This is a genomic window from Paracidovorax citrulli (assembly GCF_900100305.1).
GTDB lineage: Bacteria > Pseudomonadota > Gammaproteobacteria > Burkholderiales > Burkholderiaceae_C > Paracidovorax > Paracidovorax citrulli.
The window spans coordinates 150718-167664 of record NZ_FNEY01000007.1; the positions used below are offsets into that span (position 1 = coordinate 150718).

The window sequence follows — 16947 nt, forward strand, 5'->3', positions numbered from 1 at the left end:
TTGCCGGAATGCACCCGCGGCGCGTGCGCCGCAGTGCCGGACGGTTACTTGTGCCCGCCGCCGCTGGACCAGCCCCCGAAGGAGCCGCCCGAGGAGCGGTAGCTCGACGAGGTGCAGTTCTCCCGCTCGGGATCGCAGGACGACGAACCGCAGCCCCGCGAGAACAGCAGCAGCAGAAGGATGAGCACCATCGCCACGATGATCACCGTGCCGCAGCCCACGCTGCCGAGGCTGCCCGCGCTCGCCAGCGGGGCGGCGTCGTCGCGCTTGAACAGGTCCTTCTGCCCCTCGAGCTTGAAAGCCTGGGCCACGAGGGCGCTGTCCACCAGGCTGCCCACCGACCATGTGATCTCGCGCGGGGTCTGCTCCATCGACAGCCGGCCCCGGCCGCTCTTGCTGCTGTAGTCGCGGTTCTGGGTGGCCTGCCCCCGCTCCACCGGCCAATAGAACTCGCCCAGCACATAGGTGGTTTCGGCGCGGTACTGGTAATCCAGCCGGTAGGGATTCTGCAGGTAGGTGGCGGTCTGCCCGTCGGCCGACAGCCTGGGGGCGCCCGTCGCGGGCCGCACCAGGCTCCAGCCGTCCGAGGCATCCACGAGGAAGGCGAAGCCACGCTGGCGGTTGTAGAGCAGGTACTCGTCCCAGCCGAAGCTCTCGTCGTCGTCCGGCTCGTGGCCCATGCGGTGCTGGAAGCCCACCACCTGCCAGACCACGCCCTCGAGCAGGCCGGTCGTGCCCAGCGGGATCAGCGGCTGCACGGGCTCGTCCTGCACCGCGTGCCGCAACTCGCCCCCGATGCCGCCCGAGATGTCGATCAGGCTCGCGCACGACGGGCAGGTCAGGCTCCTGGTGGTGTCGAACGCCACCTGCACCGGCGCGCCGCAATGCGGGCAGCTGAACTGGCGCGCCTTCTCGTCCTTCGCCGACTCCTCCCGCAGGCCCTGCATGCGCAGGTCTTCCAGCCGCACGGCACGGCCACGCTCCACCCGCGGGGGCGCCTGCGAATAGTCGATGGACAGCACCTCGCCCTGTTCGCTGCGCAGTTCCACCACCGCGAAAGGCTGGCCCAGCGGCGGCAGCTTGGGCAGCTCTCCCTGCGCGGACACCAGGTGCGCCCGCACGTTCGCCGCCACGCTGTAGGGCACGCCGTTGATCGCCGTGGTGGCGCCCACGCGGAAACGCTCCGGAGCAGGCAGCTCCCGCACGGGATCGATGGGCCGCGTGAACACGTAGCCCCCGTTGTCCTCGCCCAGCGTGGCGGTGGTGCCATCTTCCAGGATCGCGTTCCACTCGGTCCACGTGCCCGTGTCGGCCTTGTACTGCAGCCGCCCGATCAGCGTGAACGGCTGCTCCCGCCCGTCCAGTACAGCACGGCCGCTCGCCATGAGCTGCAGCGGGCTGTGGTCGTCGAACACCTCCGCCATCTTGCCCACGCGCGACAGCACCTCCCCGCTGCGCACCACGGTGCTCTGGCAATAGGGGCAGACGGCGTGCGTGGACTGCGCGCTGCGGAATTCGACCGGCGCGCCGCAGCCCGGACAGGGCGCGCGATAGTGGCGCTGGGTTTGGGGGTCGGCCATGTGGGGATCGGTGTTGTCGGCCTCCTGCGGGCATCCGCGCCGGCAGGGCATGGTTCACGCCGCAGCGGTCGGAGGCCTGGCCCCTTCCCCCCGTGGCGCGTCGGGTCGCCCCCGCTCAGACCAGCTTCTTGAGCAACTCCACCTTCTTGGCGTCGAACTCTTCCTGCGTGAGGATGCCCTTGGCCTTGAGGTCGCCCAGCTTCTCCAGCGTGGCCATCACGTCCTCGGGCCGCACGCCCGCCGCGGGCGCGGAGGCCGGGGCCACTGGCGGCGCGCCGCTGCCAGCGGAGACCGGGGCACCGCCCTGCAGGCCCTGCTGCAGGTTCTGCGCCAGCACCTGACCGAGCGCCACGCCCGCACCCAGGCCCATCGCGTCGCCCGCGATGCCGCCGCCCCCGTTGCCCGCGCCTTCCGCGAACTTCGGGATCGACTGCGCCGTCTGGTACTGCATGAACTTGCCCATGTCGTTGCCGACCATGCCCATGCCGATCTTCTGGTCGAGGATCTTCTGCAGCTCCTCGGGCAGCGACAGGTTCTGCACCGTCATCGCCTCCAGCTGCAGGCCGATCTTCGCGAAGGCCGGCTGCAGCTCCTTCGCGAGCGCATCGGCGAACATGATCTGGTTGGCCGCGAGGTCGAGGAACGGCAGGCCGCTGGATGCGATCGCGTTGCTGATGTTCTGCAGCACGAGGCCGCGCAGCTGCCCGTCGAGCTCGCCCACCGTGTAGGCCGCGCGCGTGCCCGAGATCTCGGTGTGGAACAGCTTGGGATCGGTCACGCGGTACGCGTAGTTGCCGAAGGCGCGCAGGCGCACCGCCCCGAAATCCTTGTCGCGGATCGTGATCGGCTGCGGCGTGCCCCACTTCTGGTCCACCTGCTGGCGCGTGCTGAAGAAGTACACGTCGCTCTTGAACGGGGACTCGAACAGCTTGTCCCAGTTGCGCAGGTAGGTCAGCACCGGCAGGGTCTGCGTGGTCAGCTTGTAGGTGCCGGGGCCGAACACGTCGGCCACCTTGCCCTCGTTGACGAAGACCGCCATCTGCGACTCGCGCACCACCAGCGTGCCGCCGTTCTGGATTTCCAGGTCGCGCATGGGAAAGCGCCACGCCAGCGTTCCATCGTCGTCTTCCGTCCACTGGATGATGTCGATGAACTGCTTCTTGATGAAGTCCATGAGGGCCATGCGGTGCTCCGGCTGTGAAGAAGGGAAGGAAAACGGACTGCGAACCCGTCCGTGCGGTGACCGATCATAGCGGCGCCGGGCCACGGCGCTATCGCCGGCTTCGAGAGGATCAATTGGCGCACGCCAATGAGAATGCCTAGCATTCACACATTCCCCGCGAACACCGATACGGAACAAAAGAAGGAGAGCCGCCATGGACCGCATCCGCCACGCCACCCGCCAGAACCTCCCCACGCTCATGAAGACGGGCAGCTACTACCTCATCCACATCTGCGTTGCGGCCATGGTGGCCTATGCGGTCACCGGCAACCTGATCGCATCGCTCACGCTGAGCCTGCTGGAACCCACCGTGCAGGCCGTGGCATTCTTCTTCCATGAGAAGGCCTGGGAACGCGCGGGCCGGCGCCGCGCGGCCGCTGCGGCGGCACAGACCGCCGCCGCAGGCGCCTGAGCGCCACGGACCGGAGAACCACCATGGAACATGCTTCCACACGCACCGCAGGAGCGCATCACCTGCTCCCCATGCAGCCCCGGGCCCTGCCGTTCGCCCACTGGCTGGTAGAGCGCCTGGCCGGCCTCGCCACCGGGCGCTGAACCCCGCCCGACGCCGCCACAGGGTCAGGCCCGGGTATCCAGCAGCGAACCGAGCATGCGGTCCTCGGTCTTGACCATTTGCAGGTTGGCCGAGAAGGCATAGGTCGCGGACATCTGGTCCACCGCATCCGCCTCCGGCGAGGCGCCTTCCTCCACGGCCCGGCCGACGCGCGCCTCCACCCCGCCCTGGTCCGGCACCGCAGACTGCTCCACCGTCTGGCGGCGGAAGCCCTCCGTGTTCATGTTGGCCACGTTGTGCGCCGAAGTGTCCAGCTGCAGCTGCGCGGCGCGCAGGCCGGAGGAGGCGATGGAGGAGATGGAGGACATGGCGGGGGGGCTCCTGCAGGAGGGGGACGTTGGCGGATTATGAGCGCCTGGAGCAGGAAATGCGATGAAATTCCTCCATTGCGAGCGACTTGAAGCGATGCCGACGCCGCAGGGCAGCTGTTGTGTGATTCAGGGCCTGGTGTTGGGGCAGCCAGCGCCAGGCACCAGACGATGCAGGGCACATTCTTGAGAGCGGAAAGCTTCATCAGGGCGCGCCATTGCCTGAAGTGCCGGTTCTGCACCAGATAGCTTTGGCGGCTGGCCTCGTCGGCATCGGCGTACATCCATTGCCCGGCGAGGGGAAGGTCCAGGGCAGACCGGGGAAAACGCTCCACGCCATGCGGCCCCCAGAAGCCCAGCGGCTGCGGCGTCAAGACGACTGTCGCTGGAGCCTCGACCCGCTACCGCAGGCACACCTCACCCATGCGCCCGCACCAGGCACTCCCCGAACGCCTGCGCCGCCCTCGACGGCGCCGGCGACCTGCGCACCAGGCCCACGAACCGGCACTCGTAGCGCAGCAGTTCCGGCCGCACCGCCTGCATGCGCCCCCGCCGCTCGAAATCCTCCGCGTAGTGGTCGGGCAAAAACCCCAGGTACCGCCCCGACAGGATGAGCGTGGCGATCGATTCCTGGTCGAAGCCCGTGGCCGCGCGGGCGAAGCGGGCGCGGTGGCTCAGCTCCATGTTGGGCGAGTGGTAGCCCAGGCCGGCGAAGGGGTAGGCCCGCACGGCGTCCCAGTCCAGGCCCGCGTGGTCGGCGCCGAAGAGCGGGTGGCCCGCGCCGCAGTAGAGCAGCATGGTCTCGCCGAACAGGTCGGTATAGACCAGGCTCTGCGAGTTGCGGTGCGCGGGGATGATGCCGACCTGGTAGCTGCCGTCGATCACGCCGCGCTCGATGGCATTGATCGGGCCCACGTGCAGCTGCAGTTCCACCTCGGGCGCCTGCCGGCCGAAGGCGGCGATGGCTTCGCCGATGCGCGCTGCCGGGTTGGTGGCGGTCTTGTCGAACACCGCCACGGCCAGCTGGCCGCCCATGCGTGCATGGATGTCGTCGATGCCGTCGCGGAAGCTGCGCACCGAGGCCAGCAGGCGCAGCGTTTCCTCATAGACGCGCTGGCCCTCGGGCGTGAGCGCGAAGCCCGCCCGGCCGCGGCGGCAGAGCGTGAGGCCCAGGCGCGTCTCCAGATCCTTCATGTGGCGACTGACGGTGCTGGTGCCGATGTTGAGCTCCAGCTCGGCCGCGGCCATGCCGCCGCATTCGGCCACGCTCTTGAACACCTGCAGCAGGCGCAGGTCCATGTCGCTGAGCTGGCCCAGCACGGCGCGCTCGCGGGTGGCGGGCACGGGGCCCGGCAGCGGGGACGGTGACGATGGCGGCGGGGCGGGCGGGGATGGCGATGCGGGGGATTTCTTTACTTGCATGAATCGGCAAGTGAACATGGATATTCGACCATTCAAGAAATTATCCATCCCCGGAAGAATCGGTGCTGATGCAGGGGCGACGGGCTGCCGGGAGAGCGCCGCCGCCACTGCCTGCACGTCTCTTTTTCCACCCCTTTTCCGAAGGACCGACCATGGGCTTTTCCGTCATCGAACCCGCGCCCGGCGCGGACGCCGCCGCCCCCCGCATGGATGCCGCCTGGCTCGAAGCGCACTGGATGCCCTTCACGGGCAACCGCAACTTCAAGGCCCGCCCGCGCATGATCGTGGGCGCCCAGGGTGCCTATTACACGGATGCCGAAGGCCGCAAGATCTTCGACGGCCTGTCGGGCCTGTGGTGCACTGGCCTGGGGCACGGCCGCAAGGAGATCGCCGAGGCCATCGGCCGCGCCGCCGCCACGCTGGACTATTCGCCCGCGTTCCAGTTCGGCCACCCCGCCTCGTTCGCGCTGGCGAACAAGCTCAAGGAACTGACGCCTGCGGGGCTGGACTACGTGTTCTTCACCGGGTCGGGCTCCGAATCCGCCGACACGTCCCTGAAGATGGCGCGCGCCTACTGGCGCGCCAAGGGCCAGGCGAGCAAGACACGCCTGATCGGCCGCGAGAAGGGCTACCACGGCGTGAACTTCGGGGGCATCTCGGTGGGCGGCATCGTGGGCAACCGCAAGACCTTCGGCCAGGGCGTGGAGGCGGACCACATCCCGCACACGCAGCCGCCCGCGGGCACCTTCCAGCGCGGCATGGCCGAGGACGGCGGCCGCGCGCTGGCCGACCGGCTGCTGGACGTGATCGCCCTGCACGACGCCTCCAACATCGCCGCGGTGATCGTCGAGCCGTTCTCGGGCTCGGCCGGCGTGGTGATCCCGCCCAAGGGCTACCTGGAGCGCATCCGCGAGATCTGCACGCAGAACAACATCCTGCTGATCTTCGACGAGGTCATCACGGGCTTCGGCCGCTGCGGCGCGTGGACCGGGGCCGAGGCCTTCGGCGTGACGCCCGACATCCTGAACTTCGCCAAGCAGGTGACCAACGGCGCGCAGCCGCTGGGCGGCGTGATGGCCACCAAGGATATCTACGACACCTTCATCGCTCAGGGCGGCCCCGAGTACATGCTCGAGTTCCCGCACGGCTACACCTACTCCGCCCATCCGGTCGCGTGCGCAGCCGGCAATGCGGTGCTCGACATCCTGCAGAAGGAAGACATGCCCGGCCGCGCGCGCGGGCTGGCGCCGTATTTCGAGAACGCGGTGCATGGCCTCAAGGGCGCGAAGCACGTGGCGGACATCCGCAACTACGGCCTGGCGGCGGGCATCACCATCGCGGCCGTTCCGGGGGAGCCCGCGAAGCGCCCCTACGAAATCGCGATGAAGTGCTGGGACAAGGGCTTCTATGTGCGCTACGGCGGCGACACCATCCAGCTCGCGCCGCCCTTCATCAGCACCGAGACGGAAATCGACCGCCTGGTCAGTGCCTTGGGCGACGCCCTGCACGAAGTGGCCTGACCCCCATGCGCATCGCCATCCTGACCTTCGACGGCTTCAACGACCTGGATTCGCTGGTCGCCTTCGGCATGCTCCACCGCATCGCGCTGCGGGGGGATGCCGATTGGCGGGTGCGCATCGCCAGCCCGTCGCGCAGGGTGACTTCCATGAACGGGCTGACGATCGATGCCCACGAAGGCCTGGACACGCTGGCCGGGGCAGACGCGGTGCTGGTGGGCAGCGGCATGAAGACGCGCGACGTCGCCGCCGACCCCGCCATCATGGAGCAGTTGCGCGTGCTGGACCCCGCCCGCCAGTTGCTGGCCGCCCAGTGCTCCGGCACCTTCCTGCTGGGCCGCCTGGGGCTGCTCGGCGGCGTGCCGGCCTGCACCGACCTCACCAGCCGGCCCTGGGTGGAAGCCTCGGGCGTGCAGGTGGTGCAGCAGCCGTTCGTGGCGCGCGGCAACATTGCCACGGCGGGCGGCTGCCTCGCCTCGCAGTACCTGGTGGCCTGGCTGCTGTGCCGGCTCAAGGGGGTGGAGGCCGCGCGCGAGGTGCTGCACTACTTCGCCCCCGTGGGCGAAAAACAGGAGTACGTGGAGCGCGCGCTGGGCCATGTGATCCCCCATCTGGAACCCCAGGCCGCCATGGCCTGACCCCGTTTTTTTTACACCGACAAGAACGCCATGCAACACGACAAATCCGTGACCTCCACCGTCGGCCACCTGATCGACGGCCAGATCGTCGCCGACACCGCGCGCACCCAGCCGGTGTTCGACCCCGCCACCGGCCAGTCCACCACCAGCGTGGCGCTGGCCGACCAGGCGACCGTCGAGGCGGCCATCGCCTCGGCCGGGAAAGCCTTCCCCGCCTGGCGCAACACGCCGCCGCTCAAGCGCGCGCGCGTGATGTCCAAACTGAAGGTGCTGCTCGAAGAGAACGCCGACAAGATCGCCGCCCTCATCACCGCCGAACACGGCAAGGTGCTCGCCGATGCGCATGGCGAGCTGCAGCGCGGCATCGAGAACGTGGAGTTCGCGAGTTACGCGCCCGAACTGCTCAAGGGCGAGCACAGCCGCAACGTGGGGCCGAACATCGATTCGTGGTCCGAGTTCCAGGCGCTGGGCGTCACTGCCGGCATCACGCCCTTCAACTTCCCGGCCATGGTGCCGCTGTGGATGTGGCCCATGGCCGTGGCCTGCGGCAACACCTTCGTGCTCAAGCCCTCCGAGCGCGATCCCAGCAGCGCGCTGCTCATCGCCCGGCTGGCGCTGGAAGCGGGGCTGCCGCCCGGCGTGCTGAACGTGGTCAACGGCGACAAGACGGCGGTGGATACGCTGCTGCGCGACCCGCGCGTGAAGGCCGTGAGCTTCGTCGGCTCCACGCCGATCGCCGAATACATCTACGCGGAAGGCTGCAAACACGGCAAGCGCGTGCAGGCCCTGGGCGGCGCGAAGAACCACGCCGTGCTGATGCCCGACGCCGACATCGGCAACGCCGTGAGCGCGCTGATGGGCGCGGCCTACGGCAGCTGCGGCGAGCGCTGCATGGCCATCCCGCTGGTGGTGGCCGTGGGCGACGAGACGGCCGATGCCGTGATCGCGGGCCTGAAGGCCGAGATCGCGAAGATGAAGGTCGGCCCCGGCACCGACAACGGCAACGACATGGGCCCGCTGGTGACCAAGCAGCACTTCGAGAAGGTGAAGGCCTACGTGGACAGCGGCGTCGCCGAAGGCGCGACGCTCGTGGTGGACGGCCGCACCGTGAAGGTGGCCGGCCACGAGGAAGGCTACTTCCTGGGCGCCTGCCTGTTCGACCACGTGAAGCCCGGCATGAAGATCTACCAGGAAGAGATCTTCGGCCCCGTGCTCGGCGTGGTGCGCGTGAAGACCCTGCAGGAAGCGATGCAGCTCATCGACGACCACGAGTACGGCAACGGCACCTGCATCTTCACGCGCGACGGCGAGGCGGCCCGCTACTTCACCGTCCACATCCAGGTCGGCATGGTGGGCGTGAACGTGCCCCTGCCCGTGCCGGTGGCCTACCACTCGTTCGGCGGCTGGAAGCGCAGCCTGTTCGGCGACCTGCACGCCTATGGCCCCGATGCCGTGCGCTTCTACACCAAGCGCAAGACCATCACCCAGCGCTGGCCCTCGGCCGGCGTGCGCGAAGGCGCGGTCTTCAGCTTCCCGAGCAGCCGCTGACGAGGCACGGCGGCAGCCCAGGAGCCGGGCTGCCGCTTCATTCGATCCCCGTGCTGGGCGCAATGCGCGGCACCGGCCGCCCGCACAGGCCCGCGGCGTACGCCTGCCCAGCGGACGGACTCACCCATCAAATGGCCGCGGAGCAGGCCAGGCCAGCAGACGCCGCGGAACGGGTTTTGCCCGGCCGCCGGCCTCGTCCCCCTCAGGGGGATGGCGCCGAAGGCGACTCAGGGGGAATTAACAGTCACCGGGGCAGGACAGTGACCGCCTCGCGGGCCACGGAAGTGCTGTACATCACGCGCAGGTTCTGCGCGGGAATGCCGCGCGCCACCAGTTCCTTGCGCACGGCCAGCGCGCGGGCCAGGGCGATCTCGCGCGCGTTCTTCGCGGCCTTGCGGTCGCTGTAGCCCTTGATCTCCCAGCGCTGGGCAGCGGACGACTTGTCGGCGGCCACCACGTCCAGCAGGGCCAGCGCCTCGGGAGGCAGGGCCGTGTCCGTGCCGGAGAACTCGGCCACGGTGCCGTCCTCGGGCACGCGCAGCGGGGCAGGCGCGGGCTCCGGGGCGGGAGCGGGCTCCGGGGCAGGGGCGGCGGCCGGAGGCGGGGCTTCGGCAGGGGTGCCGGCCGCCTGGCCGGACGCACCGGCGGCGCATCCGCCGAGCACCGCGGCGCAGCAAAGGAGGCTCAAGAGGGCACTGTAGGAACGCATGGAACGCATCGTTTCACCTGTTTTCATGGCTGGGTAGGGAAGAGGCACTGCGCACCGGCGCCGCGAACTCCCTCCCGGGGCGCGCGGCGCCACGGGACGCCGTGGCAGGCGGATTGTCTCTCCATTGCGTGGCGATGCAGCCACCGGCCCGCCCGGAAAAGCGGGGAGGCGGCAGGAAGGCAACACTGCAGCTTTCCGGAAAACTGCCGATAAGGGGAATCTACTGTCCAGTTCACCGCCCTCCCCTGCGGGCCTGCCCGGACGCCATGCCGCCGATGCCCCCCTCGCCCAACCCGCCCGCGTCCATGCCCACTCCGGAACGCACCGACCACTGGCTGGTGCGGATGAACCACCGCAACCGCACCTTCTTCTACGCCTTGCTGTTCCTGGCGCTGGGGGCGCATTTCCGGCACACGGGCGCCGGCCCGGCGGTCTGGGTCGTCCTGGTCGTGCAGTTCCTCGTCTATCCGCAGCTCGCCTACTGGACGGCCCGCAGCGCGCCGCGCCAGGCGAAGGCGGAACTGCGCAACATGGTGGTGGACAACCTCTTCGGCGGACTCTGGGCGGGCCTGCTGGGCATGCCGGTCTGGATCACCTTCACCCTGTTCATCGGCAACTGCATCAACGTCGTCGCGTTCCACGGCTATCCCGGCCTGCTGCGCCTCGTGGCCGCCATGGGCTGCGGCCTCCTGGGCGGGCTCGTCCTGTACGGAGACCGCCCGCTGCACCCGGACATCGACACGGCCACGTCGCTGCTGTGCATCCTGGCGCTCACCCTGTTCCTCACGGTGTTCGCGCACACCAGCTACCGGCGGGCGATGGAACAACAGAAGAGCAACGACAGGCTGCGCGAGCAATTCGAGGAAATCCGGGCGCTGCAGGACCAGTTGCAGGAACAGGCCGTGCGCGACCCGCTCACCGGCCTCTACAACCGGCGCCACCTCGACGCCACGCTCGCGTCCGAGATCGCGCGCTGCGGTGCCCAGGGCCTGCCCCTGTCCCTGATGATGATCGACATCGACCATTTCAAGCGCATCAACGACACCCACGGCCATGCCGCGGGCGATGCCATGCTGCAGGCCCTGGCGCAACTGCTGCAGCGCCACGTGCGCGTGCGGGATCTGGCCTGCCGGCTCGGCGGCGAGGAATTCGTGCTGCTGCTGCCGGAAACACCGCTCGCGGTGGCCCGGGAGCGTGCCGAGGCACTGCGCGAGGCCTTCGAGGCTCTCCAGGTGCGCCACGCCCCCGAGGTGCTGTCCGCCACCCTGTCCTGCGGGGTCGCGGCGTTCCCGCAGCACGCGCGCCAGCCGCTGGCGCTCACGGCAAGCGCCGACGAAGCGCTGTACGCGGCCAAGATGCAGGGGCGCAACCGCGTGGTGGTACAGGACGAACCCGCCTGAGACGGCGGCGCCGGGTGCGGTACGGCACGGAGTCCCGCTGCGCGGAATCGCTCATTCCTTCTTGCGCAGGTGGACCGACCGGGGTCCGCGCAGCGTCTCGGCATCCAGGATCAGGCGGCCCTGGATGCGCCCCTTCATGCGCTGGACGCTGCTGGCGGCGTCGAGCATGTGCCGCGCCATCAGCTCGCGCACCAGGGCAGCATCGCGCGCCCGCGCCGCCTGCACGATCTCGCGGTGGAACCGGGCGTTGGTCTCTCCGAAGCGGCGATGCTCGGATTTCGGGGTGCGGTTGCCATAGACGATGAGCTGGCGCAGCATCTCGTTGATCAGCTCGCAGGCGAAGCGCAGGAACGGGTTCGGATTGGCCGCAGCCAGGATGTCGTGGAAGTTCACGTCCTCCCGGCGCTGGGCGATCAGGTCTTCGCTGCTGGAGTGGGGATCGCAGCAGGCGATGCTGTGCTCCAGCGCCTCGAAGTCGGCCTCCGTCAGGTGCGGCACGGCGCCGGCAGCCAGTTCGGGCTCCAGGAACTGGCGCACGGCGTAGATGTTGTCGATGGTGACGTCCTGGAAGAACAGATAGTTCTGCAGGAACTGCAGCGTGCGGTCCAGCGACACCTCGGCGATGGTGCCGCCGCCCGAGGGGCCGGTGGAGATGGTCACCAGGCCCTGCACTTCCAGCGACTTGAGCGCCTCGCGGATGGTGCCCTTGCTCACCTCGAACTGCGCCTGCAGTTCGCTCTCGCGCGGCAGGCGGTCGCCGGGACTCAGGTTCTTCTCGGTGATGAGCCGCTTGATCTCCTGCGCCACCAGGTCGGGGAGCTTGAGGGGCTTCAGGGGCTTGATCGGCTTGCCGGCTGGCGGTTTCGTGGCCATGGGTGCGTTGGATGGAATACGGGTGGAGCGCGGCGTGGCGCAGGGCACCCGACCGTCGACTTCGTGGTGCAGTGTATGCACCACGGACGTGCGGCGGCGGGGCAGGCAGGGTTTACATGCACGGCATTTGTTCTATTTATCACTATAAATAGGAAAAACACGTGGCACGCCGCGTGCTTTGCAAAAAAGCCTTGCCCCGGCCCGCAGGCCGGCCGGATCCATCCCCACAGGAGCTTCCCCATGCAACGTCGTCACCTCTTGCAACTCTCCGCGCTGGGCGCGCTGCCCGCATCGCTCGGCCTCGCGCGCGGCGCCTGGGCGCAGTCCACGGGCGCGATCCAGTTCGGCTGCCCCGTGCCCATGTCGGGCGCCTTCGCAGCGAACGGCAAGTTCGCCGACCTGGGCATGAAGCTGGCGATCGAGCAGTACGGCAAGGCCCTGGGCCGCCCCCTGGCCTACACCGTGCTCGATACCGAGGGCAAGCCCGCCACCGCGGTGCGCAAGGTGCAGGAGGCATCGCAGCAGCAGGGCACGCGCTTCTTCGCGGGCGGCATCCTGTCGTCCGAATCGCTGGCCATGGGCAAGGAGGCCGAGAAGGCCGGCGGCATCTTCATCACCACCGCGGGTGCCGACGAGATCACCGGCAAGGACTGCAACGCCGCCACGTTCCGCTGGTCGGTGCCCACCTTCGGCGCGATCGAACAGACCGTGCGCCCGCTGGCCGACGCGCTGCCGAAGGCCAAGCGCTGGTACACCATCACGCCGCAGTACGTGTTCGGCGACGGCCTGCTGTCGGCGGCCAAGAACGTCTTCAAGGAAAAGGGCCTGGAGCACGTGGGCAACAGCTACCACTCGCTCACCGAGAAGGAATTCAGCGGCTACCTCACCAACGCGATGGCCGCCAGGCCCGACGTGCTGCTGCTGCTGAACTTCGGCTCGCAGTCGTCGGACGCGCTGCGCCAGGCGGTGAGCTTCGGCATGCACAAGAACATGACCATCCTGATCGCCTGGGCATCGGGGCTGGAGCAGTTCGAGTCGCTGGGCGCGGACCTGTGCGACGGCATCTACTTCGGCGCGCAGTACTGGCACACCGTGGACGCCCCGCTGAACCTGGAGCTGGTCAAGCGCAGCCAGGAGAAGTTCAAGTCCAACCCCAACTACAGCCTGGCGGGCTCGTACATCTGCACCAAGCTGCTGATCGACGGGATCATCAAGGCTGGCACGGCGGACCAAAAGGCGGTGATCGCCGCGCTGGAAGGCATGAAGTACGCGGGCCTCACGGGCGAGGAAGAGGTCCGCCGTGGCGACCACCAGGTGCTCAAGAACTACTACCTGCTCAAGGGCAAGCCCAGGGCGAAGATGGCCAACAAGGACGACTACGTGGACGTGGTGAGTTCCGGCAAGTCGTTCCTGCCGGTGGACCAGACCGGCTGCAAGCTCGGCTGACAAGCCCCCCCGCTCCCACCGTCCCGCCCTCGCACCCCGGTGCCGGGGCCCTTCCCTTCCTGCGTCCTGCCCCACTCCATGAGCATCTACCTGCTACAGGTCATCAACGGGATCGGCATCGGCATGCTGTATTTCCTGCTGGCGGTCGGCCTGTCCATCGTGTTCGGCCTGCTGCGCTTCGTGAATTTCGCGCACGGCGCGTTCTACCTGCTGGGCGCGTACTTCTGCTACCAGATGACGCGCTGGGGCCTGAGCTTCTGGCTCGCGCTGGCGGTGGTGCCGCTGGTGGTGGGCGCCCTGGGCTGGCTCACCGAAAAGCTGGTGCTGCGCCATGTGTACGCCAAGCCGCACGAGTTCCACATCCTCGTCACCGTGGGCCTGGCGCTCGCCGTCCAGGAGCTGGTGATCCTGCAGTGGGGGCCGCTGGGCGACAGCGTGGCCGTGCCCGATCTGCTGCAGGGCGTGGTGATGTGGGGCAGCTTCGTCTATCCCAAGTACCGGCTCTTCGTGATCGGCTTCACCGCCGTGCTGGCCGTGGGCCTGTGGTGGGTGCTCGAAGGCACGCGCCTGGGCAGCGCGGTGCGCGCGGGCAGCGAATCGACCGAGATGGTGTCGCTGCTGGGCATCAACGTGTTCCGCATCTTCAGCATGGTGTTCGCGCTCGGCGCGGCCACCGCCGCCATCGCGGGCGTGCTGGCGGCGCCCATCCGCGGCGCCGAGCCCTTCATGGGCATCGAGGCGCTGGGCGTGGCCTTCGTGGTCGTGGTGGTCGGCGGCATGGGCAGCTTCGGCGGCGCGCTGGTCGGCGGCCTGCTGATCGGCATCGTGCAGAGCGTGATGAGCACCGTGTGGCCCGAGGGCGCGCGCCTGATGATCTACGTCGCCATGGCCGCCGTGCTGCTGCTGCGCCCGCATGGCCTGCTGGGCCGCAAAGGATGAACACCGCCATGACGATCTTGCGCAAACATTTCCACCTGCTGCTGGCGCTGGCCTTCGTGCTGGCGATGCCGCTCACCATGCAGTCCGGCTCGCTGGCCAGCGAGGTGCTGATCTACGGCCTCGCCGCCATGGGCTGTAACCTGCTTCTGGGCCACACGGGGTTGCTGTCCTTCGGGCAGGGCATCTTCTTCGGACTGGGCAGCTACACCATCGCCCTCACGCTCACGCGCTGGCCCCTGCCCATGCCGGTGGCCCTGGCGCTCGCCGTGGTGGCGGGCGCGGTGGGCGCGGCGCTGGTGGGCTGGGTCGCCATCCGGCAGCGCGGCACCTATTTCGTGATGCTCACGCTCGCCTTCGCCCAGATGTTCTATTTCCTCGCCTACTCGATGCCAGGCCTGACGGGCGGCGACAACGGCCTGATGGACATCCCGCGCCCCTCGCTGGCCGTGGGCGGCTTCACGCTGTGGCCGCTCGCCTCGCCGTGGCAGTACTACGGCTTCGTCGCCGTGGTGTTCCTGGTGGCCTTCTGGCTGCTGCAGCAGGTGTCGGCCTCCGTGTTCGGCCGCACCCTGCTGGCCGTGCGCGACAACGAGGAGCGCGCGGGCGCCATCGGCTACGACCTCAAGCTGCTGAAGCTCCAGGCGTTCGTGATCTCGGGCGCCGTCACCGGCCTGGCCGGCGCGCTGCACGCCATGATGACCGGCATCGCCCCCCTGGCCAGCGCCGAATACCACACGAGCGAGATGATCCTCGTGATGACCGTGATCGGCGGCACCGGCAGCCTGCTGGCCTCGCTGCTGGGATCGGCCTTCTACCTGATCGTGGGCGACTGGCTCTCCACCCTGTGGCCGCGCTGGCTGCTGCTGCTGGGCGTGGTGCTGATGGTCGTCAGCCTGGGAATGCAGCGCGGCCTCTGGGGCCTGCTCGAATCGGCCTGGGAGCGCCTGCGCGGCGCGAAAGGCCCCTCGGACGGCGCCCCTGCCGGCACGGGAGACAAAGCATGAGCACCGCCCCCATCCTGCTGGAAGCCATCGGCGTCGAGAAGCGCTACGACAAATTCGCCGCGCTCGCGGGCGTGGACCTGAAAGTGCGCGCCAACACCGTGCATTCGGTGATCGGCCCCAACGGCGCGGGCAAGACCACGCTGTTCCACATGCTCACCGGCACCAAGGCGGTGAGCGGCGGGCGCATCGTGTTCGACGGCCACGACGTGACGCGCGAGCCGGACCACCGCCGCGTGCAGCGCGGCATGGCGCGCTCGTTCCAGGTGACCAGCCTGTTCCTCACGCTGCCGGTGCGCGAGAACCTGCGGCTGGCCGCGCAGGGCACGGCGCCCGCGCAGGCCCTCAACTGCTGGAGCGCGCCCGTGGGCGCCCGCTCCCGCGCCGACGTGGTGGCCCGCGTGCTGGCGCGGCTGGGCCTGGAGCGCCATGCCGACACGCCCGTGGGCAACCTCTCGCACGGCCAGCAGCGCCGGCTGGAAGTGGGCATGGCGCTGGCCGCGGGCCCGAAGGCGATCTTCCTGGACGAGCCCACCTCGGGCATGGGCATCGACGACCTGGACGACATGAAGCGGCTGATCCAGGGCCTGAAGGACGAGCACACCGTGGTGCTCATCGAGCACAACATGAACATCGTGATGGACATCTCCGACACCGTCACCGTCATGCAGCAGGGCCGCGTGCTGGCCGAGGGCCATCCGCACGCGATCCGCAGCGACGAGCGCGTGCGCAGCGCCTACCTGGGCAACATGATCACCGGAGGCAAGGCATGAGCATCCTGCAGATCGAGGGGCTGCACGCCCACTACGGCAAGAGCCACGTGCTGCAGGGCATCGACCTGCACGTGGACGACGGCGAACTGGTCACGCTGCTCGGGCGCAACGGCGCGGGCAAGACCACCACGCTCAAGAGCATCTGCGGCGTGGTGCAGCCCAGCGCGGGGCGCGTGCGCTTCCAAGGCGACGACGTGCAGGGCCTGCCCGCGCATCGCATCGCGCAGCGCGGCGTGTGCCTGGTGCCCGAGCACCGCGGCATCTTCCGGCTGCTCACGGTGGAAGAGAACCTGCTGCTCGGCCAGCGCAGGCAGTCGCCCTGGCAGCTGGCCGACATCTACCGCATCTTCCCGCGCCTGAAGGAGCGCCGCAGCAACGGCGGCGGCCAGCTCTCGGGCGGCGAGCAGCAGATGCTGGCCATCGGCCGCGCGCTGATGAACGCCCCGCGCCTGCTCATGCTCGACGAGCCCGTGGAGGGCCTCGCGCCCGTGATCGTGGAGGAGATCGTGGCCCAGCTGCAGGCCATCAAGGCCGCGGGCGTGGCCATCCTGCTCGTGGAGCAGAACCTGGAGGTCTGCACCCAGCTGGCCGACCGCCACTACATCATCGAGCAGGGCGCGATCGTGCACGAGGCCCGCAACGAGGCCTTCCTGGCCGACGAAGCGACCAAGGACCGATACCTGGGCGTGGGCCTCGCCTAGATGTTGAGTCTCACGAGGTTGTTCACACCCGGAATGCGTGTGATGGGAGGCTGATGGCCGAGCGCGGAGTGTGGCCGGCACCAGTTGTAGCCGTCAATGAAGGGCTGCAGGGCAGCCGTGCGTTGGGCTGAGCTTTCGTAGGGTCTGGCATAGGCCCACTCCCGCAGGCTGGTCTGTACGAATCGCTCGGCCTTGCCGTTGGTCTTGGGCGTATAGGGCCGCGTGCGGATGTGGCGGATGCCCAATTCCTCGCAGGCCGCGCGGAAGGCGTTTTTGTAGCCAGAGCCGTTGTCGGT

Annotated in this window: 17 protein-coding genes; 10 read left to right on the top strand and 7 right to left on the bottom strand. The window is 68.9% G+C overall.

Going from position 1 to position 16947, the window contains the following annotated elements:
- Positions 1 to 44: 44 nt before the first annotated feature.
- Together BLR99_RS07195 and BLR99_RS07200 are read right to left on the bottom strand one after the other, a co-directional pair.
- Positions 45 to 1580 carry a DUF4178 domain-containing protein gene (locus BLR99_RS07195; protein WP_048857462.1) on the bottom strand — a complete coding sequence of 512 codons (1536 nt, stop codon included), beginning with the start codon at positions 1578 to 1580 and terminating at the stop codon, positions 45 to 47.
- Positions 1581 to 1695: 115 nt separating this feature from the next.
- Complete coding sequence (locus tag BLR99_RS07200; RefSeq protein ID WP_074686950.1) at positions 1696 to 2763, bottom strand: SPFH domain-containing protein; 1068 nt, start codon at positions 2761 to 2763, stop codon at positions 1696 to 1698.
- Between the two features lie 193 nt (positions 2764 to 2956).
- On the opposite strand from BLR99_RS07200, the gene BLR99_RS07205 reads away from it, so the two are divergent.
- On the top strand, positions 2957 to 3214 hold the full coding sequence (locus BLR99_RS07205) for a DUF2061 domain-containing protein (protein WP_074686952.1): 258 nt from the start codon (positions 2957 to 2959) through the stop codon (positions 3212 to 3214).
- A gap of 167 nt (positions 3215 to 3381) precedes the next feature.
- Here the strand turns inward: BLR99_RS07205 and BLR99_RS07210 are convergent, their stop codons facing one another.
- Together BLR99_RS07210 and BLR99_RS07215 are read right to left on the bottom strand one after the other, a co-directional pair.
- Positions 3382 to 3684: a flagellar basal body protein gene (locus BLR99_RS07210; RefSeq protein ID WP_074686954.1), complete on the bottom strand. Its 303-nt coding sequence runs from the start codon at positions 3682 to 3684 to the stop codon at positions 3382 to 3384.
- Between the two features lie 417 nt (positions 3685 to 4101).
- The gene (locus BLR99_RS07215) at positions 4102 to 5106 is read right to left on the bottom strand and encodes a LysR family transcriptional regulator (RefSeq protein ID WP_170838027.1); all 1005 of its coding nucleotides are present in this window, start codon (positions 5104 to 5106) and stop codon (positions 4102 to 4104) included.
- A 152-nt stretch (positions 5107 to 5258) separates the two neighbouring features.
- On the opposite strand from BLR99_RS07215, the gene aptA reads away from it, so the two are divergent.
- From aptA to BLR99_RS07230, 3 genes are read left to right on the top strand one after another with little or no spacing between them, the layout of a single operon-like run.
- A complete protein-coding gene (aptA, locus tag BLR99_RS07220) occupies positions 5259 to 6626 on the top strand; it encodes an omega-aminotransferase AptA (RefSeq protein WP_074686956.1) in 1368 nt (455 codons plus the stop codon).
- Between the two features lie 5 nt (positions 6627 to 6631).
- Positions 6632 to 7261 carry a DJ-1/PfpI family protein gene (locus BLR99_RS07225; RefSeq protein WP_011797743.1) on the top strand — a complete coding sequence of 210 codons (630 nt, stop codon included), beginning with the start codon at positions 6632 to 6634 and terminating at the stop codon, positions 7259 to 7261.
- 30 nt (positions 7262 to 7291) lie between these two features.
- The gene (locus BLR99_RS07230) at positions 7292 to 8809 is read left to right on the top strand and encodes a CoA-acylating methylmalonate-semialdehyde dehydrogenase (protein ID WP_074686958.1); all 1518 of its coding nucleotides are present in this window, start codon (positions 7292 to 7294) and stop codon (positions 8807 to 8809) included.
- Between the two features lie 244 nt (positions 8810 to 9053).
- On the opposite strand, the gene BLR99_RS07235 is transcribed toward BLR99_RS07230, so the two are convergent.
- Entirely contained in the window at positions 9054 to 9518 is a 465-nt protein-coding gene (locus tag BLR99_RS07235) for an OmpA family protein (protein ID WP_170838028.1), read from the bottom strand.
- 305 nt (positions 9519 to 9823) lie between these two features.
- Here BLR99_RS07235 and BLR99_RS07240 point away from each other — a divergent pair, with 305 nt between their 5' ends.
- On the top strand, positions 9824 to 10918 hold the full coding sequence (locus tag BLR99_RS07240) for a sensor domain-containing diguanylate cyclase (RefSeq protein WP_074686962.1): 1095 nt from the start codon (positions 9824 to 9826) through the stop codon (positions 10916 to 10918).
- Positions 10919 to 10969: 51 nt separating this feature from the next.
- On the opposite strand, the gene BLR99_RS07245 is transcribed toward BLR99_RS07240, so the two are convergent.
- On the bottom strand, positions 10970 to 11791 hold the full coding sequence (locus BLR99_RS07245) for a FadR/GntR family transcriptional regulator (RefSeq protein ID WP_011797747.1): 822 nt from the start codon (positions 11789 to 11791) through the stop codon (positions 10970 to 10972).
- Between the two features lie 240 nt (positions 11792 to 12031).
- Between BLR99_RS07245 and BLR99_RS07250 the strand changes: the two genes are divergently transcribed.
- The 5 genes from BLR99_RS07250 to BLR99_RS07270 all read left to right on the top strand — a co-directional run bounded on the left by BLR99_RS07250 (position 12032) and on the right by BLR99_RS07270 (position 16651).
- Entirely contained in the window at positions 12032 to 13237 is a 1206-nt protein-coding gene (locus BLR99_RS07250) for an ABC transporter substrate-binding protein (protein WP_011797748.1), read from the top strand.
- 78 nt (positions 13238 to 13315) lie between these two features.
- Positions 13316 to 14176, top strand: a complete 861-nt coding sequence (locus tag BLR99_RS07255) for a branched-chain amino acid ABC transporter permease (protein WP_017438589.1) — start codon at positions 13316 to 13318, stop codon at positions 14174 to 14176.
- Positions 14177 to 14184: 8 nt separating this feature from the next.
- The gene (locus tag BLR99_RS07260) at positions 14185 to 15180 is read left to right on the top strand and encodes a branched-chain amino acid ABC transporter permease (RefSeq protein WP_074686964.1); all 996 of its coding nucleotides are present in this window, start codon (positions 14185 to 14187) and stop codon (positions 15178 to 15180) included.
- The gene (locus BLR99_RS07265; protein WP_011797750.1) at positions 15177 to 15950 is read left to right on the top strand and encodes an ABC transporter ATP-binding protein; all 774 of its coding nucleotides are present in this window, start codon (positions 15177 to 15179) and stop codon (positions 15948 to 15950) included. Before BLR99_RS07260 ends, BLR99_RS07265 begins: the two co-directional genes overlap by 4 nt.
- Complete coding sequence (locus tag BLR99_RS07270; protein WP_046060577.1) at positions 15947 to 16651, top strand: ABC transporter ATP-binding protein; 705 nt, start codon at positions 15947 to 15949, stop codon at positions 16649 to 16651. The genes BLR99_RS07265 and BLR99_RS07270 overlap by 4 nt, the downstream gene beginning before the upstream one ends.
- Here the strand turns inward: BLR99_RS07270 and BLR99_RS07275 are convergent.
- On the bottom strand, positions 16648 to 16947 hold a 300-nt coding region (locus BLR99_RS07275), incomplete at its 5' end, for an integrase core domain-containing protein (protein ID WP_139160145.1). The genes BLR99_RS07270 and BLR99_RS07275 overlap by 4 nt on opposite strands.